Annotated in this window: 5 protein-coding genes; all 5 read right to left on the bottom strand. The window is 32.1% G+C overall.

Going from position 1 to position 22403, the window contains the following annotated elements; all coding sequences use genetic code 11:
- Positions 1–29 precede the first annotated feature (29 nt).
- The gene (locus BVC87_RS06515) at positions 30–5255 is read right to left on the bottom strand and encodes a leucine-rich repeat domain-containing protein (RefSeq protein ID WP_143569734.1); all 5226 of its coding nucleotides are present in this window, start codon (positions 5253–5255) and stop codon (positions 30–32) included.
- Positions 5256–5420: 165 nt separating this feature from the next.
- On the bottom strand, positions 5421–9518 hold the full coding sequence (locus BVC87_RS06510; protein ID WP_075341548.1) for a leucine-rich repeat domain-containing protein: 4098 nt from the start codon (positions 9516–9518) through the stop codon (positions 5421–5423).
- 238 nt (positions 9519–9756) lie between these two features.
- Positions 9757–10800, bottom strand: coding sequence for a T9SS type A sorting domain-containing protein (locus BVC87_RS06505; protein WP_075341547.1), 1044 nt, complete (start codon positions 10798–10800; stop codon positions 9757–9759).
- A gap of 158 nt (positions 10801–10958) precedes the next feature.
- Positions 10959–17189 (bottom strand): hypothetical protein, encoded by a 6231-nt coding sequence (locus BVC87_RS06500; RefSeq protein ID WP_075341546.1) that lies wholly within the window; start codon positions 17187–17189, stop codon positions 10959–10961.
- Between the two features lie 14 nt (positions 17190–17203).
- Positions 17204–22399, bottom strand: coding sequence for an HYR domain-containing protein (locus BVC87_RS23770; protein WP_075341545.1), 5196 nt, complete (start codon positions 22397–22399; stop codon positions 17204–17206).
- Positions 22400–22403: the final 4 nt, after the last annotated feature.

Below are 22403 nucleotides of genomic sequence, written 5' to 3'. Positions count from 1 at the left end.
TTATATCTAGATGTATGTGATTTTAATAACTAATCTGGTAACTGGATCTGTTCTCCTTTTCCTAAGTTTTTTCGAATTATGTTGATATCTATATTTTGAACTTGACCGTTCATATCTACATCGAAAACGGAATATCCTGAATTACCTAGTTGTAAAATGGTATTACTTATTCCTAAGTTTTGAATTTGTCCTCTATTACTTACATCTCCTGCAGGAAATGCAAAAACTGAAGTTGCTACTTCTATCAAAGCATTGCTTCCGTTTAACACATTACTAGTATTGGTAAAATCAATGTTTGTTGTAGTACCATTAAAAGAAATTGGTGAGGCTGATACAACCGTTAAGTGATTTCTATGCGTAATAGCAACATAAAAATCTTCTTGTATTCTACTAAATAGTACTGGAGAAACGCCATCTGTATCTACTATGGTTCCATTTCTTAACAGCAATGCAGATTTTGTAGCTTCTATCTCGGAAATATCGGTGATACTTCTTAGTTGCACTTCTACCCAATCTACTACTGCATTTTCTCCAGTGGTACTAAAAATAGTTTCATCACAAAACTCACTTTCACTATACGGAGAAGTAGTTGGTATTAATACGGTAGTATTGTTTCTTAAATTATCATGCATTACGGTGTTACCTGCATCTAACTTAAAAGCGCCTTCTAAAATTACTTTTGGGGCAATTGAGAAATTATAACCGCAGTCTACATTAAATGAAGTTTGATTATCAATGTAGAAACTACCACCTGTAACTTCAGAATTAGCATAAGTTACATCGTCAATCTGAATACAGGTTAAACTAGGATTCTCGGTAGCATCTAAATAATATATATTGGTGGTATTCCCATTTTTTAAATTTACCGCAGTAAAATTAGAATTAGATACATCTACTTCTTGAAGATTATTAAAACTACTTAAGTCAAGATATCCTTCTAATTGGTTACCTCCTATATGAATCCATTGCAACAATTTATTATTTGACAAATCTAAACTTGTTAAGTTGTTGTTTAAAATGTATAGTCCAATAAGATTATTATTATTTGAAATATCCAAGTCTGAGGTAGAACAGTCTTCCAGTGCTAATTCCTTAAGAGCTTTATTTGATGTAATATCTATTTCTGAAATATTAACATTATTGTTTAATTGTAAAAATTCTAAATGAATATTATTTTTAACATTAATTGAAGTCAAACTATTTGAGTTCATCTTAAGCGAAATCAATTTTTCGTTTTCTTCTAAGTTTACACTACTTATATTATTATTAGTAAGATTGAGCTCTTCTAACTTTTTGTTTTCTTTTAAATTTATAGAAGCTAAACTATTTCTAAAAGCAATTAGTGATATCAAATTTTCATTCTTTGAAACATCCAAACTATCCAGTTCATTTTTTGAACAAATCAAAAATTCTAATGCCATAAAATCTTCAATTCCTTTTAAATTTGATATCATTTTTTCAGATACATCTAAAGAAGTTACGTACTCAATATTTTCTGTAAGAATAAATCCATCTCCAGAAATATCATCGTAACCCAAAGCCTCTAATGCAGCTTCAAAATTAGTATCAGGAATTAAGGTATATTCACAAGGATAATTTTGATACACTTTAGTATCTGGAGTACTTGAAGGCCAATTTGACACAAAATCAACAGCATTGTCAACCGCAATACATTCAAGTACGTCGTTGCCTTGGAATGCTACTTCTGTAAGATTAGCGTTATTTTCATTTTTAAGATTAATCGTTTCTAAATTATCATGATATCCCACATTTATTTTAGTTATGCTAGGATTATCAGCAAAATTTAAATTGATAAAGCCGTTATTATTAAATGTAACTTCCTTTAAAAGAAGTAATTTAGAAAAATCAAACTCTCTTACTGGATTAGCAGTCATCTCTAAATTTTCTAAGGCTTTAAAACCCTCAAGCCCAGATAAGTCACGAATGTCAGTATCTTGAAGTATTAGAGAAGTTACATTTTCTATTAACTCAGTAGGTACTTGTCTATCACCTGAGATATCATCATAACTCAAGCTTCCTAATGCGGCTTCAAATGAGGGATCTTCAATTCGAGTATAACGACAATAAGTATCGCTAAAACTTGTGGTATCATCAATATCTTTCCAAATAGTATCTTTCCAATTAGTTGTACTATAGGCGGCGTCGTCAACTTGAATACAGGTTAAGTTTGAGTTACCAGTAGTCTTAAAAAAGGTTACATTTTTGTTATTACCATTTTTAACGCTTAAAAAGTTTAAATTATTATTACTAAGACTTACCTGGGTAAGTGCGGTAAAGTTTGATAGATTTAGAGAAGTAAGTAAATTATCTGTAGCGAATAAACTAGTAAGCTTTGTGTTATTACCAAAGATGATATTTGACAAAACACCAGTTTCATTGATCACTAATGTTTCTAAGGCTTCATTCTCTTCAATATTTAAAAAAGAGATATTCGTATTCTTTAAATCTAACTCTACTAGTTTGGTATTCAAACTTAGATCTATTGATTTTATTGGGTTACTTGATAGATCTAAATTTTTTAATTCTTTAAGTTTACTAACATCTATGGAGGTTAAGTTATTGGATTGTGCATCCAAAGTTTCTAAGGCAACAAAATCTTCAATTCCCTTAATGTTGGATATTCCGTCATAAACAATAGATAAGGAAGTTATATTTTCAATTAAAGCTGTTGGTACCAGTCCATCTTCTCTAATATCATCATAACCTAAGATATATAATGCAATTTCAAAATTGACATCAGGTATGGCAGTGTAACCGCAAGGGATGTCTCTTACAATCTCTTCAAGAGTCACGTTTAATGCTCCCCAACTGGTAAGAAAGTCTGTCGTATTGTCTACAACAACACAACCCAAATTTGAGTTAAATTGAATGACTACATTTGTTAATTGCGCGTTTTCTTCATTGTTTATTTCAAGGGTTTCCAGATATTCATTAGAATCTATAACTATTTCTGTTAGACTTGTATTTTCAACTAGGTTAATATTTGTAAATTCACAATCGTTTATAAATATTTTTTCTAACTGAGATACCATAGAGAAGTCAAAACTAGTCATGGGAATGTCTATCAGTTTTAAATCTGCTAATGCTTTAAAATCTTCTAACCCTGATAGATTACCTATATCTACACTTATAAGATCTAACGAAGTTACATTTTCAATTAAAGCAGTTGGTACCAGCCCATCATTTTCAATATCATCATAACCCAAATTATAAAGTACTGCTTCAAAATTAATGTCAGGAATTTCTGTGTAATAGCAAGGATGGTCTCTTACAGTATTAGTAGCTGTAATTTCATCTTCCCAATGGTTTAAGAAATCTGTGGTATTATCTACAACAATACACCCCAAATTTGTATTAGTTAGAATTTCTACTATGGTAAGCTGCTCATTTTTTCCATTGTTTAATTTTAACGTTTGTAAATTTTCTTGTTTATTAACAATTACTTGAATTAAGTTAGTATTCTTACTTATATCTAAAGTAACAAAACTATTATTTCTAAAATCAATTCTTTTCAATTGAGGGAGTACTGAAAAATCAAAATCTTCTACAGGTGTATTTGTTATTGTTAAAGAAGTTAAGCTTTTAAAATCTTTAATTCCAGACAGGTTAGTGATATCTAAACTTACAAGGTCTAACGAATATACATATTCAATCAATGCCGTTGGAACTTGTCCATCTCCAGCGATATCATCATAGTCTAAATCAAAAAGTGCTGCTTCAAAATTGGGGTCAGAAATAGTTGTGTAACGACAATAGGTATCGCTAAAATTTGCAGTAGCATCAATATCTGTCCACTTAGTTGTACTATAAGCTACATTATCTACCACAATACAAGTTAAATCGGGGTTGCCAGTTACACTAAAATTTTGAATAAGTTGATTGGTGCCATTTTTTATATTTAAAAAATACATATGTGAATCGTCAATGTATAAGTTAATTAGTGCCTTATTAGCAGTTAGATTTAAACCTAACAACGGGGTTTCTTTAAGACTTAAAGTTACTAGATTTGTATTTGCAGCAAGATTTATACTTTCAGATAAATTATTATCCAATTCTAGGATTTCTAAATTAGTATTTGTGGTAAAATCTAAATCAAATAAATTATTTGTATTTGCTTTCAATTCCTTTAGCTGCTCACAATCTTTAACGTTAAGATTTTCAAGTTCATTAGTGTTAGCACTTAAGTAACTTAATTGTGAAAGTCCACTTACATCTAAATCTTCCAACTCATTATTATCAACAATTAATGTTTCTAAGGCTGTAAAACTTTTGATTCCAGCAAGGTTGGAAATTTCTTTATTTGAAACATCTATTGATGTAACGGTATTAATTAATGCAGTAGGTACTTGTCCATCACCAGTAATATCATCAAAGCCAAGTGATTCAAGTGCCTTTTCAAAGTTAATATCAGGGATAGTAGTATACTCACAAAAGTTAGCATAAATAGACGCTGAATCTACGTTAGTCCATTTTGTAGTACTGTAATCAACATCATCAACTGCAACACAATTTAGGTTAGGGTTATTTTCAATTCTAAAATCAATAAAGATTTTGTTATTACCGTTTCTAACATTTAATGCTAATAAATCTGCATTTTGTAACCATAGCCTTTTTAAATTAGTATGTTTACTAAAGTCAAATGATGTTATTGCAGAGTAGCCAGTCATTTTAAAATCTTCTAATAAGAGATTGTTACTAATATCAAGAACTTCTAATCCTAAACTATTTAGGTTTACAACTTTTAAATTCACATTGTTAATAATGTTGATTTCACTGATGTCTGTTTTTTGACATTCAAGTGTTTCTAAGGCTGTATTCGCTTCTACATTTAGTTCATCTAATGCTGAGTTTTGAACTTTAAGGACTTTTAAAGCAATGTTTGCAGAAATGTCAATTTGTGTAAACTGAGCTCGTTGTGCATCCAAGGACTGTAACAGGGTATTTTGAGAAATGTCGAATGACGTAGTTAAAGGATTATTACTACAATTAAGTGTTGTTAAACTTGTAAATCCTTCAATACCTGTTAAGTCTAAAATATTAGAGTTCCTGATGTCTAAGCTAGTTACGTTTTTAATGGAATCGGTTGGTACCTTTCCATCACCAGAAATATCGTCGTAACCTAATATTCCTAGTTTGGCCTCAAAATTTGGATCTAAAATTGTGGTGTATTGTGCGCTTAATTCTAAACTCAAGAACAGCATCAAACAAATATTAAATACTAATTTTTTCATCATATGTATAGGGATTTAAAGAAGTAAAACTTCTGTTACATTAGTTTAGTTGTATTTATTACTGCAAATATTTACAAACCACTCATGGTCACAAAAAAATAGGGTTTTACAAAACCTTAGCAACTTGTTAAAACCCTTATTGTACCTGAGGGTTTATAATTTCAATAACTAATCTGGTAGCTGGATTTGTTCTCCTTTTCCTAAGTTTTTTCGAATCATATTGATATCTATATTCTGAACTTGTCCATTCATATCTACATCAAATATGGAATAACCTGAATTCCCCAATCGTGAAATGGTATTGCTTATTCCAGAATTTTGAATTTGACCACTGTTATTTACATCACCTGCTGGTAATGCAAAAATTGAAGACGATACTTCTATTAAAGCATTGTTTCCGTTTAATACATTACTAGTATTCGTAAAATCAATATTGGCAAGGTTACTATTAAAAGAGACAGGAGATTCAGAAACTACCGTTAAGTGGTTTCTATGTGTAATAGCTACATAGAAATTTTCTTGTATTCTACTGAATAGTACTGGAGAAGTACCATCTATATCTACCACTTTTCCGTTTCTTAATAACAAGGCAGATTTTGTAGCCTCTATTTGAGAAACATCTGTTACATTTCTTAGTTGCACTTCTACCCAATCTACTATTGCATTTTCTCCTGTTGTATTAAATATAGTTTCATCGCAGAATTCTTTTGTATTATATGGAGAAGTAGTAGGTATTAATACCGTAGTATTATTTCTTAAATTATCATGCATTACAATATCTCCAGTATCTAGTTTAAAAGCACCTTCCAAAATTACTTTTGGGGCTATTGAGAAATTATAACCACAGTCTTCATTATAACTAGCAATATTATCAATATTCGTCCAGTTTGTAGTTGAATAGGTTGTATCGTCTACTTGAACACAAGTTAAATTGGTATTGCCTCTAATATCAAAGTAATCTATTACTGTGTTGTTACCATTTTTAAGATTTAATGCAGTTACATTACAATTATTGATGTCGAAATCTACTAAAGATGTAGCATGACTCATATCAAGATAACCGCCAATTGGGTTATTGAATAACGACACATGCTTTAAATTTGGATTGTTACTCAAATCTAGTGTACTAATACTATTATTGCCTATAGAAAAATCCTTTAGATTTGGGTTATTAGATACATCTATTTCAGTTAAATTACAATCATTAACGGTTATGTCTTTTAACAAGATATTTTCTGAAACATCAATTTCAGTAAGATTAGGTAAACCATAAGCTACTAAATTCTCTAACAACTTATTTTTACTAATATCCAATTCACTAATACCAACATTATTCCAAATACTTAAATTTTTAAGCTGTGTATTGAGCGTAACATTAATTGCGTCTAACTTATTTCTATTTATAATTAATGATTCTAATTTTAGATTTTCTCTGACATCTATATCAGAAATTTGATTGAGTACTGCATTCAAAGAAATTAAATTCTTATTCTTCGAAATATCTAAGCTAGTTAAACCATTACTTGCACATTGTAACGTTTCCAAAGCAGTAAAATCTTCTATACCTGTTAAATCACTAATGGATTTTGAAGTTACATCTAAAGAAATTACATTTTCAATTAAAGCAGTAGGTACTTTCCCATCACCCGATTTATTATCATATCCAGCATCGAAAAGCGTTGCTTCGAAATTTGAATCTAGAATATTGGTAAATCTGCAATAGTTATTGGAAAGACTTGTGTGATTGTCAATACTCTTTTTCCAACGATCTTGTATAATAAAATCTGAAGCATCATCTACCACAATACAGTTTAAATCTGGATTTCCTGTGGTATTTAAAAAAATATTTTTATTGTTCCCATTCTTAATAATCAATGATTTTAGATTATTATTTCTTAAATCCAGAGAATTCAGTTCTTTTAGCTTACTTAAATTTAAGCTAGTTAATTTACTATCTCTTGCACCAAGCCGTATCAACTTATTAATATTACCAAGAGTTAATCTTTCGAGATTACTATTTTCATTAACATTAAGCTCAATTAAATCACCATTTCTACTTACGTCTAATTGGGAAATGTTTGTTCGGTCAGCGGTCAAAAATTCTAAAGACCTGTTTTTGCTTACGTTTACTAATGAAATTTCAGTATCACTTATATTTAAAATTTTTACCTTTTTATTTTCAGAAAGATCTATACTTTGTAAAGGGTTGTTATTGAGCCGAATCACTACGAGATTTGTATTCCTTTTCAAATTAATATTTCGTATAGAATTCCCTGCTGCTTTTAGTTCCCCTAATGCCTTAAAATCTTCAATTCCTGAAAGGTTAACTATAGATTGATTGTTAATATTTAATGAAGTCACCGCGCTAATAAATTCTGTAGGTACTTGTCCGTCATTCGGAATGTTATCATACCCCAAAGCTCCTAAGCTAGCTTCAAAATTAGCGTCTTCAATTGTAGTATAGTCACCACAATAGGTATCACTAAAACTTACACCAGTACCAATATTGGTCCATTTGGATGCACTATATGTTGCATTATCTACTAAAACACAAGTTAAATTCCTAGTTGATCTAATGTCGAAGTACGTAAAATTCTTATTATTTGCGTTTTTCACATTTAATTCGGATAATGCAGTATTAAAGTTACAATCTAAATAGGTTAATAAGGGTGAAGCACTTAGATCTAAACTCACTATTTCTGTATCATTACATTCTAATTTTTTAAGGTTACTATTAGTGGAAAGATCTAGACTAACTAATAAAGAGTTTGCTCCGCAATTTAATTCTTCCAACTGCCTTAAACCACTTATATTTAGCGATTGTACGCCACTTGAATAACAGCTTAAGAAAATTAAATTGGTATTTTTTGAAACATCTATTTTAGAGATAGCGTTAGCATCCATATTTAATCTTTCTAACGCTTTAAAATCTTCAATCCCTGATATATTTTCAATCTTCGGAAGTACATCTGAAATATTCAAAGAGGTTATATTTTCTATTAAAGCAGTGGGTACTTGTCCATCTCCAGCAATATCATCATAACCTAAAGCATCTAAGCGAGCTTCAAAATTAGGATCAGGTATAACTGTGTAGCGACAATAATCATCTGTAAAACTGGTTTGACTATCCACATTCATCCAATTGGTAGTACTATAAGCGGCATCGTCTACAGCGATACAGGTTAAATTAGGGTTTCCTAAGATATTAAAGGATGTAATATTGGTATTGTTTTCATTTTGAATATTTACACTGGTTAACAGGTTATTTGTTAAGTCTATGTTTTGGAGTGCAGTATTTTGTCTTAAGTCCAATTCAGTCAACTGGTTATCCCCTCCCCTTAAAATAGTTAAAGAGCTATAACCTAATATCAAGGTGTTCAAATGATTTTCAGAAGCTATCAGTGCATTCAAATTAAGGTTTTGACTTACATCTAAAGACTGTAGATTATTACGTTCTACTCTAAGTGTTTTTAATGCAGTAAAATCTTCAATTCCGGTAAGATCGTTGATTCCACGATTAATAAGATTTAAAAACTCTACATCAGCAATAAGCGTTGTGGGTACTTGCCCATCTCCTAGTATATCGTCATACCCAAGTTGTCCTAAACGAGCTTCGAAATTGGTGTCTGGTATTTGTGTATACCTACAATAATCAGCTGTACTAAAAGTGACTCCATCATCTACATCATCTGCCCACCTAGAACTAAAACTCGAAAAATCAACCAAAATACAACTCAGATTTGGGTTATTTTTCGCATTAAAATTATTGATAAACCCACTTGTCCCTGTTTGTACATTAAGGTAGGATAGATTATTGTTACTCACATTTATCTCTGTTAAACTTTTAAATGGAGATAGATCTAAATGTTCTACCAATGTTCCTGTAATACTCAGATCGATAAGTTCCTTATTTTCACCAAAAACAATGGTTTTTAAAGAACTACAGTTGTAAATCTTCAGATTTTCTAAAACAATATGCTTAGAAACATCTATTGAACCAATATTGTTATTACTTACCTCTAACGAAGTAAGCCCCGTAAAATCTTCTATACCTACCAAAGACGAAATGAATGTATTGTTAAGAACCAATTCTCTTACATTTATAATATTCGCAGTAGGAACTTGTCCATCTGCTGGTGTATCGTCATAACCTAAGAAACCTAAAGTAGCTTCAAAAGCGGGGTCAGGAATAGCAGTATATTGTGCGCTTAATTCTAAACTCAAAAAAAGAATCAAGTAAAAATTAAATAGTAATTTTCTTGTCATATTGTTAATGATTTAAAAAATCACAGAACTTAGCCTGTAAAACTCCCTTCTTATACACTTTTATTATAGTTTTACATAGTAAAATTCTAGTTGTAATTATTTAATCGAAAAAGGTGTTGCAAATATTTACAAATCGGTTTGAGAAGAAAAAAAATAGGGTTTTACAAAACTTTAGCATTTTGTTAAAATCCAGTATAATAAAGGGTTTTAACATACTCTAAAAGAAATTATTGAGCAATTACTTCTTTAGTATTCTTTGAGACCACCCATTTGCAAGAACCAAATAATACATCCCTTTTTGTAAATCTTGTACATCTAGAGTACTATTTTGAACGGTAGTGCTCATCATCTTTTTTCCTAACACATCATATAAAGTACCTTTTTGTTCACTTTTTAGTCCTGTTATTGTGATAAAGTCCGTAGTAGGGTTTGGGTATAAACGTATGGATTGATCTTGATTGCTATCAATGTCCTCTACAGATAATACAGCATTGCTAATTTTAGCTATTCTTCCTTCTAGTAAAACAGCAATAAAGAGTTCGTTATTTACATACAATAATTGCGATGGTCCATTTAAATCAGTAATAACATCCGTAACGATTGGATTGATAGCATTACTATTAATTTTGGATATTTTATCACCTCCATATTGAGAAAAATACAGTTCACCCTCAATAAAGAGTAAACCCAAAGAAGGAGTATCTAGATCTGTGATGATATCTGTAGGTGTTGGATTCGTTTCTGAAAGATCTATCTTTGAAATTTTATTGTCGTCCACTTGTATAAAATATAGGTCATTGTCTTTTATCAATAAAGCATTTGGAAAATCTACTCCTGTTATAATATCTGTAGCCACTGGATTTACTTCTCTCAAATCTATTCTAGAGATTTTATCTCCTGTAGATTCTGCGATGTACAAATAATTCCCTTTTATAGCCAGTCCATTAGCACCAAATACTTTATCAACTACATCTACAGGAACTGGATTAGTATTGGAAAGATCTAATTTCACAACTTTACCTGCCCTATACATCGCAACAAATAACTCATTTTTATGAACTAAAAGATGAACACCTCCATCAAACCCTGTAAGCACATCCATTGGTGTAGGGTTAGGATCCGTTAGATCAATCTTAACTACTTTATCACGCTCTCCTATGTACATCGTATTACCGTGAATTGCTATAGAACCAGGTTTATTTAGTCCCGTAACGATATCTGTAAGTTGAGCATTACCATTTTTGGCAAGTATGATTACTAAAAGAATAACTATTTTTTTCATTTGATAAAAAATTTAATAAAAAACGTGAATCTTGAATTACAAGTAAACTCTTGTCAATTTGAGTGATTTTACTTTTGATTTCGATAAACTCAATCACCAGTAAAATCGAAGTGACACTATTATCATTAAACAAGATTCACGTGAATTGGAATTTATTTTTAAAACTGCTCTCCTTTACCAATATTGGTATTTAGAATAGTATTGACATCAGAATTTTGCACTTGCCCATTCATGTTTAAATCCGCTTTATTATATCCAGAAAGTCCTAATAATTGAATAATAGCATTTGTATCTGTATTTTGGATTTGCTTATTTTCATCAAAATCTCCTGAAATTAAGGCATACCTACTGTTTCCTAAATCTACTATGGCATTCAAACCCCCTTCAATTGAAGATATAGTATTGGTAAAATCAATACTATTATTCTCAATAGTAGAAAAAGTAATAGGATTGGATGAACGGATATTCAAATGATTACGATGCTTAACAGCAATGTAATAACTGTTAAATATCGTTGAAAAACTTAAGAGGGATGTTCCATCAACATCTACAATATCACCATCACGTTGTATTAAGGCAGAACGTGAGTAATTAACTGTAGTAGGATTGTTTTTATCACTTAGTTCTATCCAGATCCAATCCACAATTGCATTATCCCCAGTAGTATTTAATACTGAAGCATCACAAGTCAACCCATCTGCATATGGACTTGTTGTTGGGATTAATCCTCCCACACGTAAATCATCACGCATCAAGGTTTCTTCACCAACATTTGGGTTTAAAGATGCGCCTTGTAAATAGACTTTTAAAGCTAGAAAAAAATCAGTTGTACAAGAAATTTCACTAAAACTATGTTGTGGATCAATATTGATCCAGTTGTTAGTACTATAGACAATATCATCCACCAGAATACAACTTAAATTTGGATTTCCAGTGGTGTTCATCCTAGTAAATCTACTATTGTAGCCATTCTTAACATTTAAATGTTCTAAAGCAGCATTATCGACACGGAGATCACTTAAAGCTCGATTAGAAGAAATATCAAGTGCCTTCAGGTTTGTGTCTCCAAGATCTAATGTTTGCAACAAAGGTAACATAGAAACATCAATAGTTTCAATGGCAGTAACGTCAGCGTATATCTCTGATAACGCATTGGCATTACCAAAAACGACTGAGGTCAATAACGGATTATCATCAATATCTACACTCTTTAATTCAAGATTATTGGTGAAATCAAGAGAGACAACCTGAGTGTTATCTACTTCTATATCTATAAGTCTCGTATTTTTAGAAAAATCAATGCTACTGATGCTATTACCTTCTATATTAAAAACCTTAAGAAGCGTATTCTCTGTGATATCTATGTCTGAAATACTATTGTAACTCAAGTCAGCGCTTATGAGTAACCTATTTTTTGACAAGTCGATAGTACTAATGCTATTGTTGTCTAAATCGAAAACATATAGGCTTGTATTTGTTGTAAAGTCAATGGACTCGATGCTATTATCATCAATTTCTACGTTTTGTAAAAACTCACATCCAGTAAAATCGATAGACGTTAAACTGCTCATTTGATCTGCATCTATCTTAATAAGGTTGAAGTTTTTTGAAAAATCTAAGCTGACGAAGCTGTTTTTATCACAATCAATATCTTCAAGTTTTAAATTACTCGAAAGGTCGATGGTACTTAAAAGGTTTTCAGAACAATTGAGTACTTTAAGATTCGCAAAATATTCGATTCCTGTAAGATCAGAAATTCCTTGGTTTTCTACATCTAAAGAAGTAATGTCATAGATGTTTAGCAAAGGTATTTGATTGTCATTGCTAATATCATCATAGCCCAAGTTTTCTAAAGCTGTTTCAAAAGCAGTATCTGGTATTGAGATATAAGGATTACATGCAATTTCACTAAAACGTGTTTGACTGTCAATATTGGTAAAAACAGCATTAGCATAAGCCTCACTATCGACTATAATACATTTTAAATTAGGGTTGTTGGTAGCATCAAAATCGGTTAAGCCGAAACTGACACTGTTTCGAAGAGTTAACAACAAAAGTTCATTGTCACTGACATCTAAACTTTTAAGATTTCTCAAATTAGAAAAATTGATAAGATTGATTTGGTTGTTTTCAAGGTTGAGATTTTTTAAAATCGTATTTGCTGAAAAATCAACAATTTTCAACGCATTTCCACTTGCATTCAATGTGGTTAACGAAGCAAAATCTTCAATACCCGTTAGATCGACAATATTACTGTTTGAAATATCAATACTTGTAAGATTTGCTATGCCTGCTGTTGGGATATAGTTGTCATTTGGGATATCATCCAATAAAGAAAGTGCTGCTTCAAATTGATTATCAGGGATATAGGTATATTGACCACATCCAATACTGTAAGAAATATTCGAACTAAAATTAACTCTTGCATAGGCTACATCATCTACCGAGACACAACTCAAGTTTGGATTTTGACTAAAATTTAAGTTTTTAACTTGTGTTAAATCAATATTTCTAAGATCTAAACTAGCTAAATCGTTTTTAGATAACTGGATGGTTTCTAGTGCTGTGTTGTTACTTAAATCTAAGTCTTGGATTTGATGGTTGCTGATACTTAACAAGTTAAGGTTTATAGCGTCGCTAAGGTCTAAAGAGCTGATGTTACCTCTACTCAATTGTATGGTTTTTAAGGCTGTAGTCTCACTAAGAATTAGCGTAGACAGTTCGTTGTTTTTACTTGAGCCTTCAATAAAAGTTAGATTGGACAGTCCTGAGAGATTTAAACTCGTGAAACTCGTATTAGAAAAAGTAAATGAATCAAGAGCACTATTATTAGAGAAATCCATGGTTGGTATGGAGGTATCGGATAGAATTAAATCTTCTAGGTTTGATAAATCTGTAATGTTTAAACTCGTCAGAGGATTTTCGCTTAGATCCAGATGTATCAATGCTGTATTGTTAGAAAGATCTATACCACTTAGCTTACTATTATCAGCATCAAAATGAGTTAATTGCGTATTATTAGAAATATCAATACCTGCTGCGGATAGGTCTAAATCATTGACAGATAAACTTTTTAAGTTAACATTACTAGAAACATCTATATGGGTCAAACTATTATTGCCTATAGATAATGTTTCTAAAGCGGTATTGGCCCTGATATCAATGGAAGTAAGTAGATTAAAATTTGCTCTTAACTCTGTTAATGCTGTAAATGCTGCTATACCTGTTAGATCCGTAATATTATTACTTCGAATATCTAGAGTTGTTATAGTTTCAATATTAGCTGTAGGGACACGGTTATCATTTGAAATATCATCATAAGCGCTTAAGGCAGTCTCAAAATTAGCGTCTGGAATATGGGTGTATTGGGTACAAGGGGTATCACTAAAAGTCACATGATCATCAACCCTAGTAAAATTGTTTTGTGCATAGCTTACATTGTCTACAGCAATACAGGTAAGCTTTGGGTTGTTTTCTAGAGCAAACGTGGTCATGTTGTCATTATTTCCGTTTTTAACATTTAAGTTGACCAAATTATTACTACCTAAACCTAATATTTTGAGTGCAGTATGGCTACTCAGATCTACTGAGGTGAGTTCATTTCCTGCCAAATACAATTCTTCTATAGCTAGGTTATTACTGAGGTCTATATTCTTTACTCCATTATTTTCTAGAAGTAGGTTTACCAGATTTGGGTTGTTGCTGAGATCAATGGTCGAGACACTATTGTTACGTAATTGTAGTATACGTAAATTTGGTGCATTGCTCACGTTTAAAGAGTCTACTGAATTGTCAATTAGGCTTAAGACTTCTAATGATGTAAAGTCTTGGATACCTGTCATATCAGTAATTCCTTGATCTCTTAATTGCAAATTGGTTACATTTTCAATGATTGCTGTAGGTACTTGACCATCATCTGAGATATCGTCATAATCCAACACCCCTAATCTTGCTTCAAAATTGGCATCTGGAATACTGGTGTAACGACAGTATTCATCAGTAAAACTATCATTTGGATCAACACCCTTCCAAAAGTTGGTGCTATAATTGACATCATCTACTGCAATACAAGTTAGGTTTGCTGTACCTGTGGTGTTAAAATGAGTAATAATGTTATTATGTCCATTTTTTAAATTCAAGTAACTGATATCACTGTTATCTAATCGAACTATTTCTATTTTTGGATTATTAGTTAAATTCATTCCCGTAAGCGATGAATTTCGGACAGTTAAAAATCGTAGATCTGTATGTCTACTCAAATTCAAAGTAGTGAAAACTGAACCGTCTAAAAGTAATTGCACCAATTTGATATTAGATTCAATATCTAAACTTTGTAACGGACTGAATCTTAAGTCAAGGTCTTCTAAATTTAAATTGTTGCTAAAGTCTGCTTCCAAAATATGATTACCTTCAGCGAAGATTGCTTTTAGAGCAGTAAAGTCTTCTATTCCTGTTAAATCTGAAATATTTGCATCTTGAATGAATAATACCTTAACTGTTTCGATATTAGCGGTAGGCACTTGTCCATCGCCTGAAACATCATCATAGCCTAAGTTTTCTAAAGCGGTTTCAAAAGCAATATCTGGTACTTGAGTATATTCACAATAGTTTCCATCTCTAAAGGTAGTGGTCGAGTCTATATTGGTCCAATTGGTAGTACTGTAAGCTGCATCGTCTACAAATACACAAGTAAGGTTGGGGTTATTTGAAATATTAAAATTTGAATTTCTAGTGATTTTTGTATTGTTCCCATTTTTTACATTCAACTTTGTTAAGTTGTTATTTATTAAGTTGATGAGTCGTAAGTCTGGATTATGGGTCAAATCTATTTCAGTAAGCGATGAATTTCTGACTTGTAAAAAAATCAACTTAGTATTGCCACTTATATCTAAGGTAGTTAGAAGTGAACCATCTAAAATTAAAGAAAACAATTTAGTGTTATTCTCAATATTCAAGTTTGAAATAGGGCTTCCAGCTAAATCGATTTCTATCAAATTCAGGTTATGGCTAAAATCAGCATTACTGATAGTGTTACCATCTGCATAAAGCGCTACTAAAGCTTTAAAGTCCTCTAATCCTGTTATATCTGATACGTTTGAATGTTCGATGTTTAGAAATAGTTCGGTCCTTATATTTGCTGTAGGTACACGATGATCACTAGAAATATCATCATAAGTGCTTAAAGCAGTCTCAAAATTAGCGTCTGGAATATAGGTGTATTGGGTACAGGCTGTGTTGCTAAAGGTCACATGATCATCCACGGAGGTAAAATTGGTTTGCGCATAGGTCGTATCATCTACTGTAATACAGGTTAAGCTAGCATTGCCGGTAGTGTTAAGGCCTGTAATGTTAGTATTATTGTCATTTTTAATATTAAGATTGATTAACAGATTGTTGGACAAATTAATGTTTTGTAGTGCCGTATTTTGTCTTAAGTCCAGTTTAGTCAATTGATTATTTTCTGCCCTTAAAGTGGCTAAAGAGATATCACCCAATATCAAGGTATTCAAATTATTTCCAAAGACAACCAGCGTACTCAAATTAAGGTTATGGCTTACATCTAAAGATTGTATATTATTACGATCTGCTCTTAGTGTTTTTAACGCTGTAAAATCTTGAATTCCTGTAAGATCGTTGATACCTCGATTAATAAGAGCTAAAGTCTCTATATTGGCAATAAGCGCTGTGGGTACTTGCCCATCACCAGAAATATCATCATAACCTAATCTTTCTAGTTCCGCTTCAAAATTGACATCTGGTATTATTGTATAACGGCAATAAGTTTCACTAAAAACAACACCATTATCTACACCATCTGCCCAATTGGAACTGGTCGTCAAACCATCAACAACAATACAGTTTAAATTCGGGTTGTTTGTGGCGTTAAAATTATTGATAAACTCACTTGTTCCAGTTTGTACATTAAGATAAGATAGATTATTACTACTTAAATTTATTTCTGTTAAACTTTCAAGTGGCGATAGGTCTAAATGTTCTATCAATGTTCCTGTGATACTCAGATCGATAAGTTCCTTGTTCTCACCAAAAACAATGGTTTTTAAGGAACTACAGTTGTCAATCTTCAGGTTTTCTAAAAGAGTATGCGTAGAAACATCTATTGAACCAATATTGGTATCACTCACCTCTAGCGAGGTAAGATCTCTAAAATCTTCTATCCCTGCTAAAGATGAAATGAATGTATTGTTAAGAACCAGTTCTTTTACATTTATAATATTCGCAGTAGGAACTTGTCCATCTGCTGGTGTATCATCATAACCTAAGAAACCTAAAGTAGCTTCAAAAGCGGGGTCAGCAATAGCGGTATATTGAGCATGGCTAATAGCAACACCTACAAAGCATTGTAATACTAGTATATAAAAATTTTTCATCGTATTTTAGTGAATTAAAATTGCTCTCCTTTACCAATATTGGTATTTAGAATACTATTGATATCAGAATTTTGTACTTGACCATTCATGTTTACATCTGCTTTATTGTATCCAGAAACTCCTAATAATTGAATAATAGCATTTGTATCTATATTTTGGACTTGTCTATTTTCATCAAAATCTCCTGCGATTAGCGCATACTTACTATTTCCTAAATTTGCTATTGCATTGGATCCACCTTCTATTGTGGAAAAATTATTAGTGAAGTCAATACTATTATTCTCTGTAGGAGAAAAAGTGATAGGATTAGATGAACGTATACCCAAATGATTACGATGTTGAATGGCGATGTAATACGTATCATCTGCCGTTGAAAAACTCAAGGGTGATATTCCATCAACATCTACTACATCACCATCTCGTTGTAATAAGGCAGATCGAGCATAACTAGTTGTGGTAGGATTGTCTTTATCTCTCAATTCTACCCAAACCCAATCAACTATGGCATCTTCACCTGTTACATCAAAAACTGAAGTATCGCAGCTAAGGTCATCTTGGTATGGACTAGTAGTTGGAATTAAACTTGCTATACGTAAATCGTCACGCATCAACGTTTCTTCACCAACATTAGGATTTACCGCTGCCCCTTGTAAATACGTTTTTATCGATAAGGTTAGGTTTGAGCAAGCTTCCACCGTTACGTCGAAACTGCAAGTGGTTATGTTGCCTGCTGCATCACTAGTTTCAAAAATATTGGTTGTTGTTCCAACAGGAAACTCGCTACCACTTGGTAATCCTGCAACTTGAGCCATTGCAAATTCGTCTGCAATTTCAATGACCACTTTTGCCGAAAACGTATCTCCTACATCATTCCAATCTCCATTAGATTTCATTATGGTATAATCCTCAGCTCCCTGAAAATCATTAGGTTCTGATCCAGTCCAATTGTTATAGTCAGAAGTACTTCCGCTATGCCATTTAAAGACTCTTTCTTCTGCACGATCTGTATATCCTATAAAAATATTGCTTTCCTCAATGGCATTAATAGTATTTCGTAACCAATCATTTAATTCTTGAGAGTCAACTGTTACAACGAACCCATTATATGACTCGGCAATATCAAATGCTTCGGCAGCAGTAGTAAGCGTATCGTATACATAATAGTTTTTATTATTGAAACTACCTATGTGCCTCAAATCTGTTACACAATTATCAACGGCTTTAGGTATGTCATAGATCACAGTTGCATCACAAGTGTTTGTAGTGATATCTGAAGGGCAACTCACGACCTGAGGACCTTCTTTATCATGTACAATAATAGTTTGTGAACAGGTGGTTGTGTTTCCAGCATCATCTGTAGCCGTCCAATTTACTACCGTAGTACCATTAGGGTAAAAACCAGAGGCATCATTGGAGTTATTATAATCGTTGGTCACTCTTAAACCACCTTGAGCACTATAAGCTTTTAAACTAAAGTATGAATTGTTACAATTACCTCTTTTAATTCCAAAATTATTGACTAACGTAAAAGTTAAATCACTACCATACGTTGTAACCCAGTTGTTCCAAACAGATTGGGAGACTGTTACGGTTCGAATATTTTCAGTACAATTCCCTAAATTATCGTTTCTGAGTATGGTACTATCATCTGGTCCTTTAAGAAAAAAGTAATTGCCTCTTTTACCATGAGCTCCACGCATGGTTATTTCTAGACTCACATCAGAGTTAAGCATAGTAGCATTACTAACTATAGTAGGTGTATCTTTTAATGCTTTGTTAAAACCGCTAAATCTATAGCGTGTTATTGGAGAAGTTACAGCTACTACAGAATAATTATCACTTATTTCTGGTTGTGGTATTATAATTGTCGCTCCACAGAGTCCTGCCTCATTATCAACAGTGATATCATTTGCACAAGTTAAAACAGGTGGTTCACAATCGGTAGTACTAAAACTTGTATGTGGATCTATATTTGTCCAATTCGTGGTGCTATTTGCGGCGTCATCCACTAAAATACAGTTGAGGTTTGGGTTACCACGAGTCTCAAAAAAAACAATATCCGTATTATTATCATTTTTGATGTTTAGATTCGATAAATCACAATCTTTTGCACTAAAAGCTGTAAGGTTTGAGGCCTTACTTAGATCTACAGATTTTATTGGGTTTTCATTGATGAAAATTTCTTCGAGTAAGGTATTCATTTCAAAATCAATGGATATTAAATTGTTTTGAGAAATCACTAAGGATGTTAATTTCATATTGTTTTTTATATCAATCATCCCTAGAGCACAATCCCAAATGCTTAATTCTTGTAAAGCTTCGTTGTGAAAAAGATCAATCTCATTAAATAATACACAGTTTTGAATGGCTACATGTTCTAATAGTTTATTTTCTGATAGGTCAATGGTACTTATTGAATTATTACTTAACGATAAATTTTGAAGATGTATTAATGCTTTTACATCTAGAGATTTCAAATTAACATCGAATAAATCGAGACTGGTAATGTTTGCATTATTTGATAGCGCTATTTCGGTAAAGGGATTAGATCTGGCAGAAAGTTCTTGTAAGGCTATAAAATCTTCAATTCCTGTTAGGTCAGCAATATTTTTGCTATCTATGTTCAGCATAGTTATATTCTCAATCAAAGCCGTAGGAACTTGTTTTGTACCAGGAACATCATCATAACCAAGATTTCCTAAAGCGGCTTCAAAAGCAGCATCTGGTATTTCGGTATAACGACAATAACCACTTGTAAATTCAGTTAGTACATCAATATTAGTCCACTTTGGCATACTGTAACCTACATCATCTACTGCTACGCAGAATAGATTTGCACTACCTATAGTACTGAAATTCTGGATAATTTCATTGGTACCGTTTTTAATACTTAAGGCTTGTAAGGATGTAGCATTTTCTATATTTACATTTTGTAATGCTTTGTTAGCAGAAAGGTTTAACTCTAAAATGTCGTGACAGTCCTTCATATTTAGTGTAATAAGATCTGTTGTGAAAGAAAGATTTAATTCTACAATAGGATTGTTGCTTATTTCTAAAACTTGAAGACTGGTATTGGTATCTAGATATAACTCTGTTAAGTTATTTGTACTTGCATTAAGTTCTATCAACTGTTTACAACCTTGGATATTGAGATTATCTAGGGCATTGACACTTGCATTTAAATGTGTAAGCTGTACATTGCCGCTAAGGTCTAAGGCATCAATTCTATTATCATTTACATCTAAAACTTGTAATGCAGCGAACGCTTCTATTCCAGTAAGGTTAGAAATCCCTCGAGCTGAAGCATCCAAGGAAGTCACGGTTTCGATTAAAGTTGTAGGTACTTGCCCATCGCCAGAAATATCGTCGAGTCCAAGATTTTCTAAAGCCGTTTCAAATGCAGCATCTGGTATTTGGGTGTAACGACAATATTCATCTGTAAACGTAGTTTGCGCATCAATATTAGCCCAATGAGCTGTACTGTAAGCAGTATCATCGACGGCAATACAAGTTAAATTAGGATTTCCTGTAGTTCTAAAAAAAGATTGTTCAATATTGCTATTAAACCCATTTTTGATATTTAACGATGATAGGTTATTATTAGCTACATACACCACTTGCAAATCAGGGCTATTGCTTAAGTTGACAAGTTCTATATTGGTATTTTCAATTTCAAAGTAGCGAAGATTACTATTGTTGCTCACATCTATACTACTAAGCGTTCCTGTATTTATTAGTAATGATTTTAATAGAGGGTTACCTGTAATATCTAAAGTAGCTATTGGATTGTTTCTTAGATATAATTCCTCTAATAATGGATTATTACTAAAATCCAAATGGGTTAAGTTGTTATTTTCTGCACGGAGATCGTAGAGAGCTTTAAAACCTTCAATTCCTGTGAGGTCTGAAATTCCTTGTGAACCTATTTCTAGTTCGGTTACCACTTCTATCAAAGCTGTAGGCACTTGTCCATCGCCAGTAATATCATCATAACCTAGGTTACCTAAAGCAGCCTCAAAATTAGCATCTGGAATACTAGTATATTCTACACAGTTAACATCATTAAATGTAACTTGAGGGTCTACACTAGTAAAATTAGCTTGTGCATATGCAGCATCATCTACGGTAATACAAGTTAACCCTGCATTTCCTGTAGTAAAAAAGCCTGTAACCTCAGTATTGTTTCCATTTTTGATATTTAAATTGGATAGCTGGTTATCCCTAATGTTGACAACGCGAAGTGCCGTATTTTGACTAAAATCTAATTCGGTTAATTGGTTCTCAAATGCAAGTAAGATTTCTAATCCAATGTCACCTAATACTAAGGTTTCTAAATCATTCCTAAAAACTCTAAGCGTTCTTAATGAATGATTATGACTCACATCTAAGGCTTTTAGATTATTACGGTCTGCTATAAGCGTTTGTAATGCTGTAAAATCTTCAATTCCTGTAAGATCATTAATATTTTTATTATTAATAGTTAAGCCCGTTACATCGACAATAAGTGCCGTAGGCACTTGACCGTCATTTGGGATATCGTCAAAGTCACTTAACTCCGCTTCAAAATTGGCATCAGGTATGGCTGTGTATCTGCAGTAGGTATCAGAAAAACTTGATGTGGCATCAATATCATCAGTCCAACGATTAGTACTGTAAGTTGCATCATCAACCAAAATACAGCTCAGATTCGCGTTGTTTTTTGCATCAAAATTATTGATAAACTCACTTGTTCCTGTTTGTACATTAAGGTAAGATAAATTGTTATTACTTACATTGATCTCTGTTAAATCTTCAAATGAAGATAAGTCTAAATATTCTATCAATGTACCAGTAATGCTCAGGTCGATAAGTTTATTATTCTCACCAAGAACAATAATTTTTAAGGAGTTACAGTTGTCAATCTTTAGATTTTCTAAAAGAGTATGCTTAGAAACATCTATTGAACTAATATTGTTATCACTCACCTCTAACGAGATAAGGCCTGTAAAATCTTCTATCCCTGCTAAAGATGAAATGGCTGTATTGTTAAGAACTAGTTCTGTTACATTTATAATATTCGCAGTAGGAACTTGTCCATCTCCTGATATGTCATCATAACCTAAGAAACCTAAAGTAGCCTCAAAAGCGGGGTCAAGAATAGAAGTATATTGGGCATGGCTAATAGCAATACCTACAAAGCATTGTAATACTAGTATATAAAACTTTTTCATCGTG

Source organism: Tenacibaculum agarivorans, from assembly GCF_001936575.1.
In the GTDB taxonomy this organism is placed as follows: Bacteria; Bacteroidota; Bacteroidia; order Flavobacteriales; family Flavobacteriaceae; genus Polaribacter; species Polaribacter agarivorans.
This window is presented reverse-complemented; position numbering and strand designations above follow the sequence as displayed.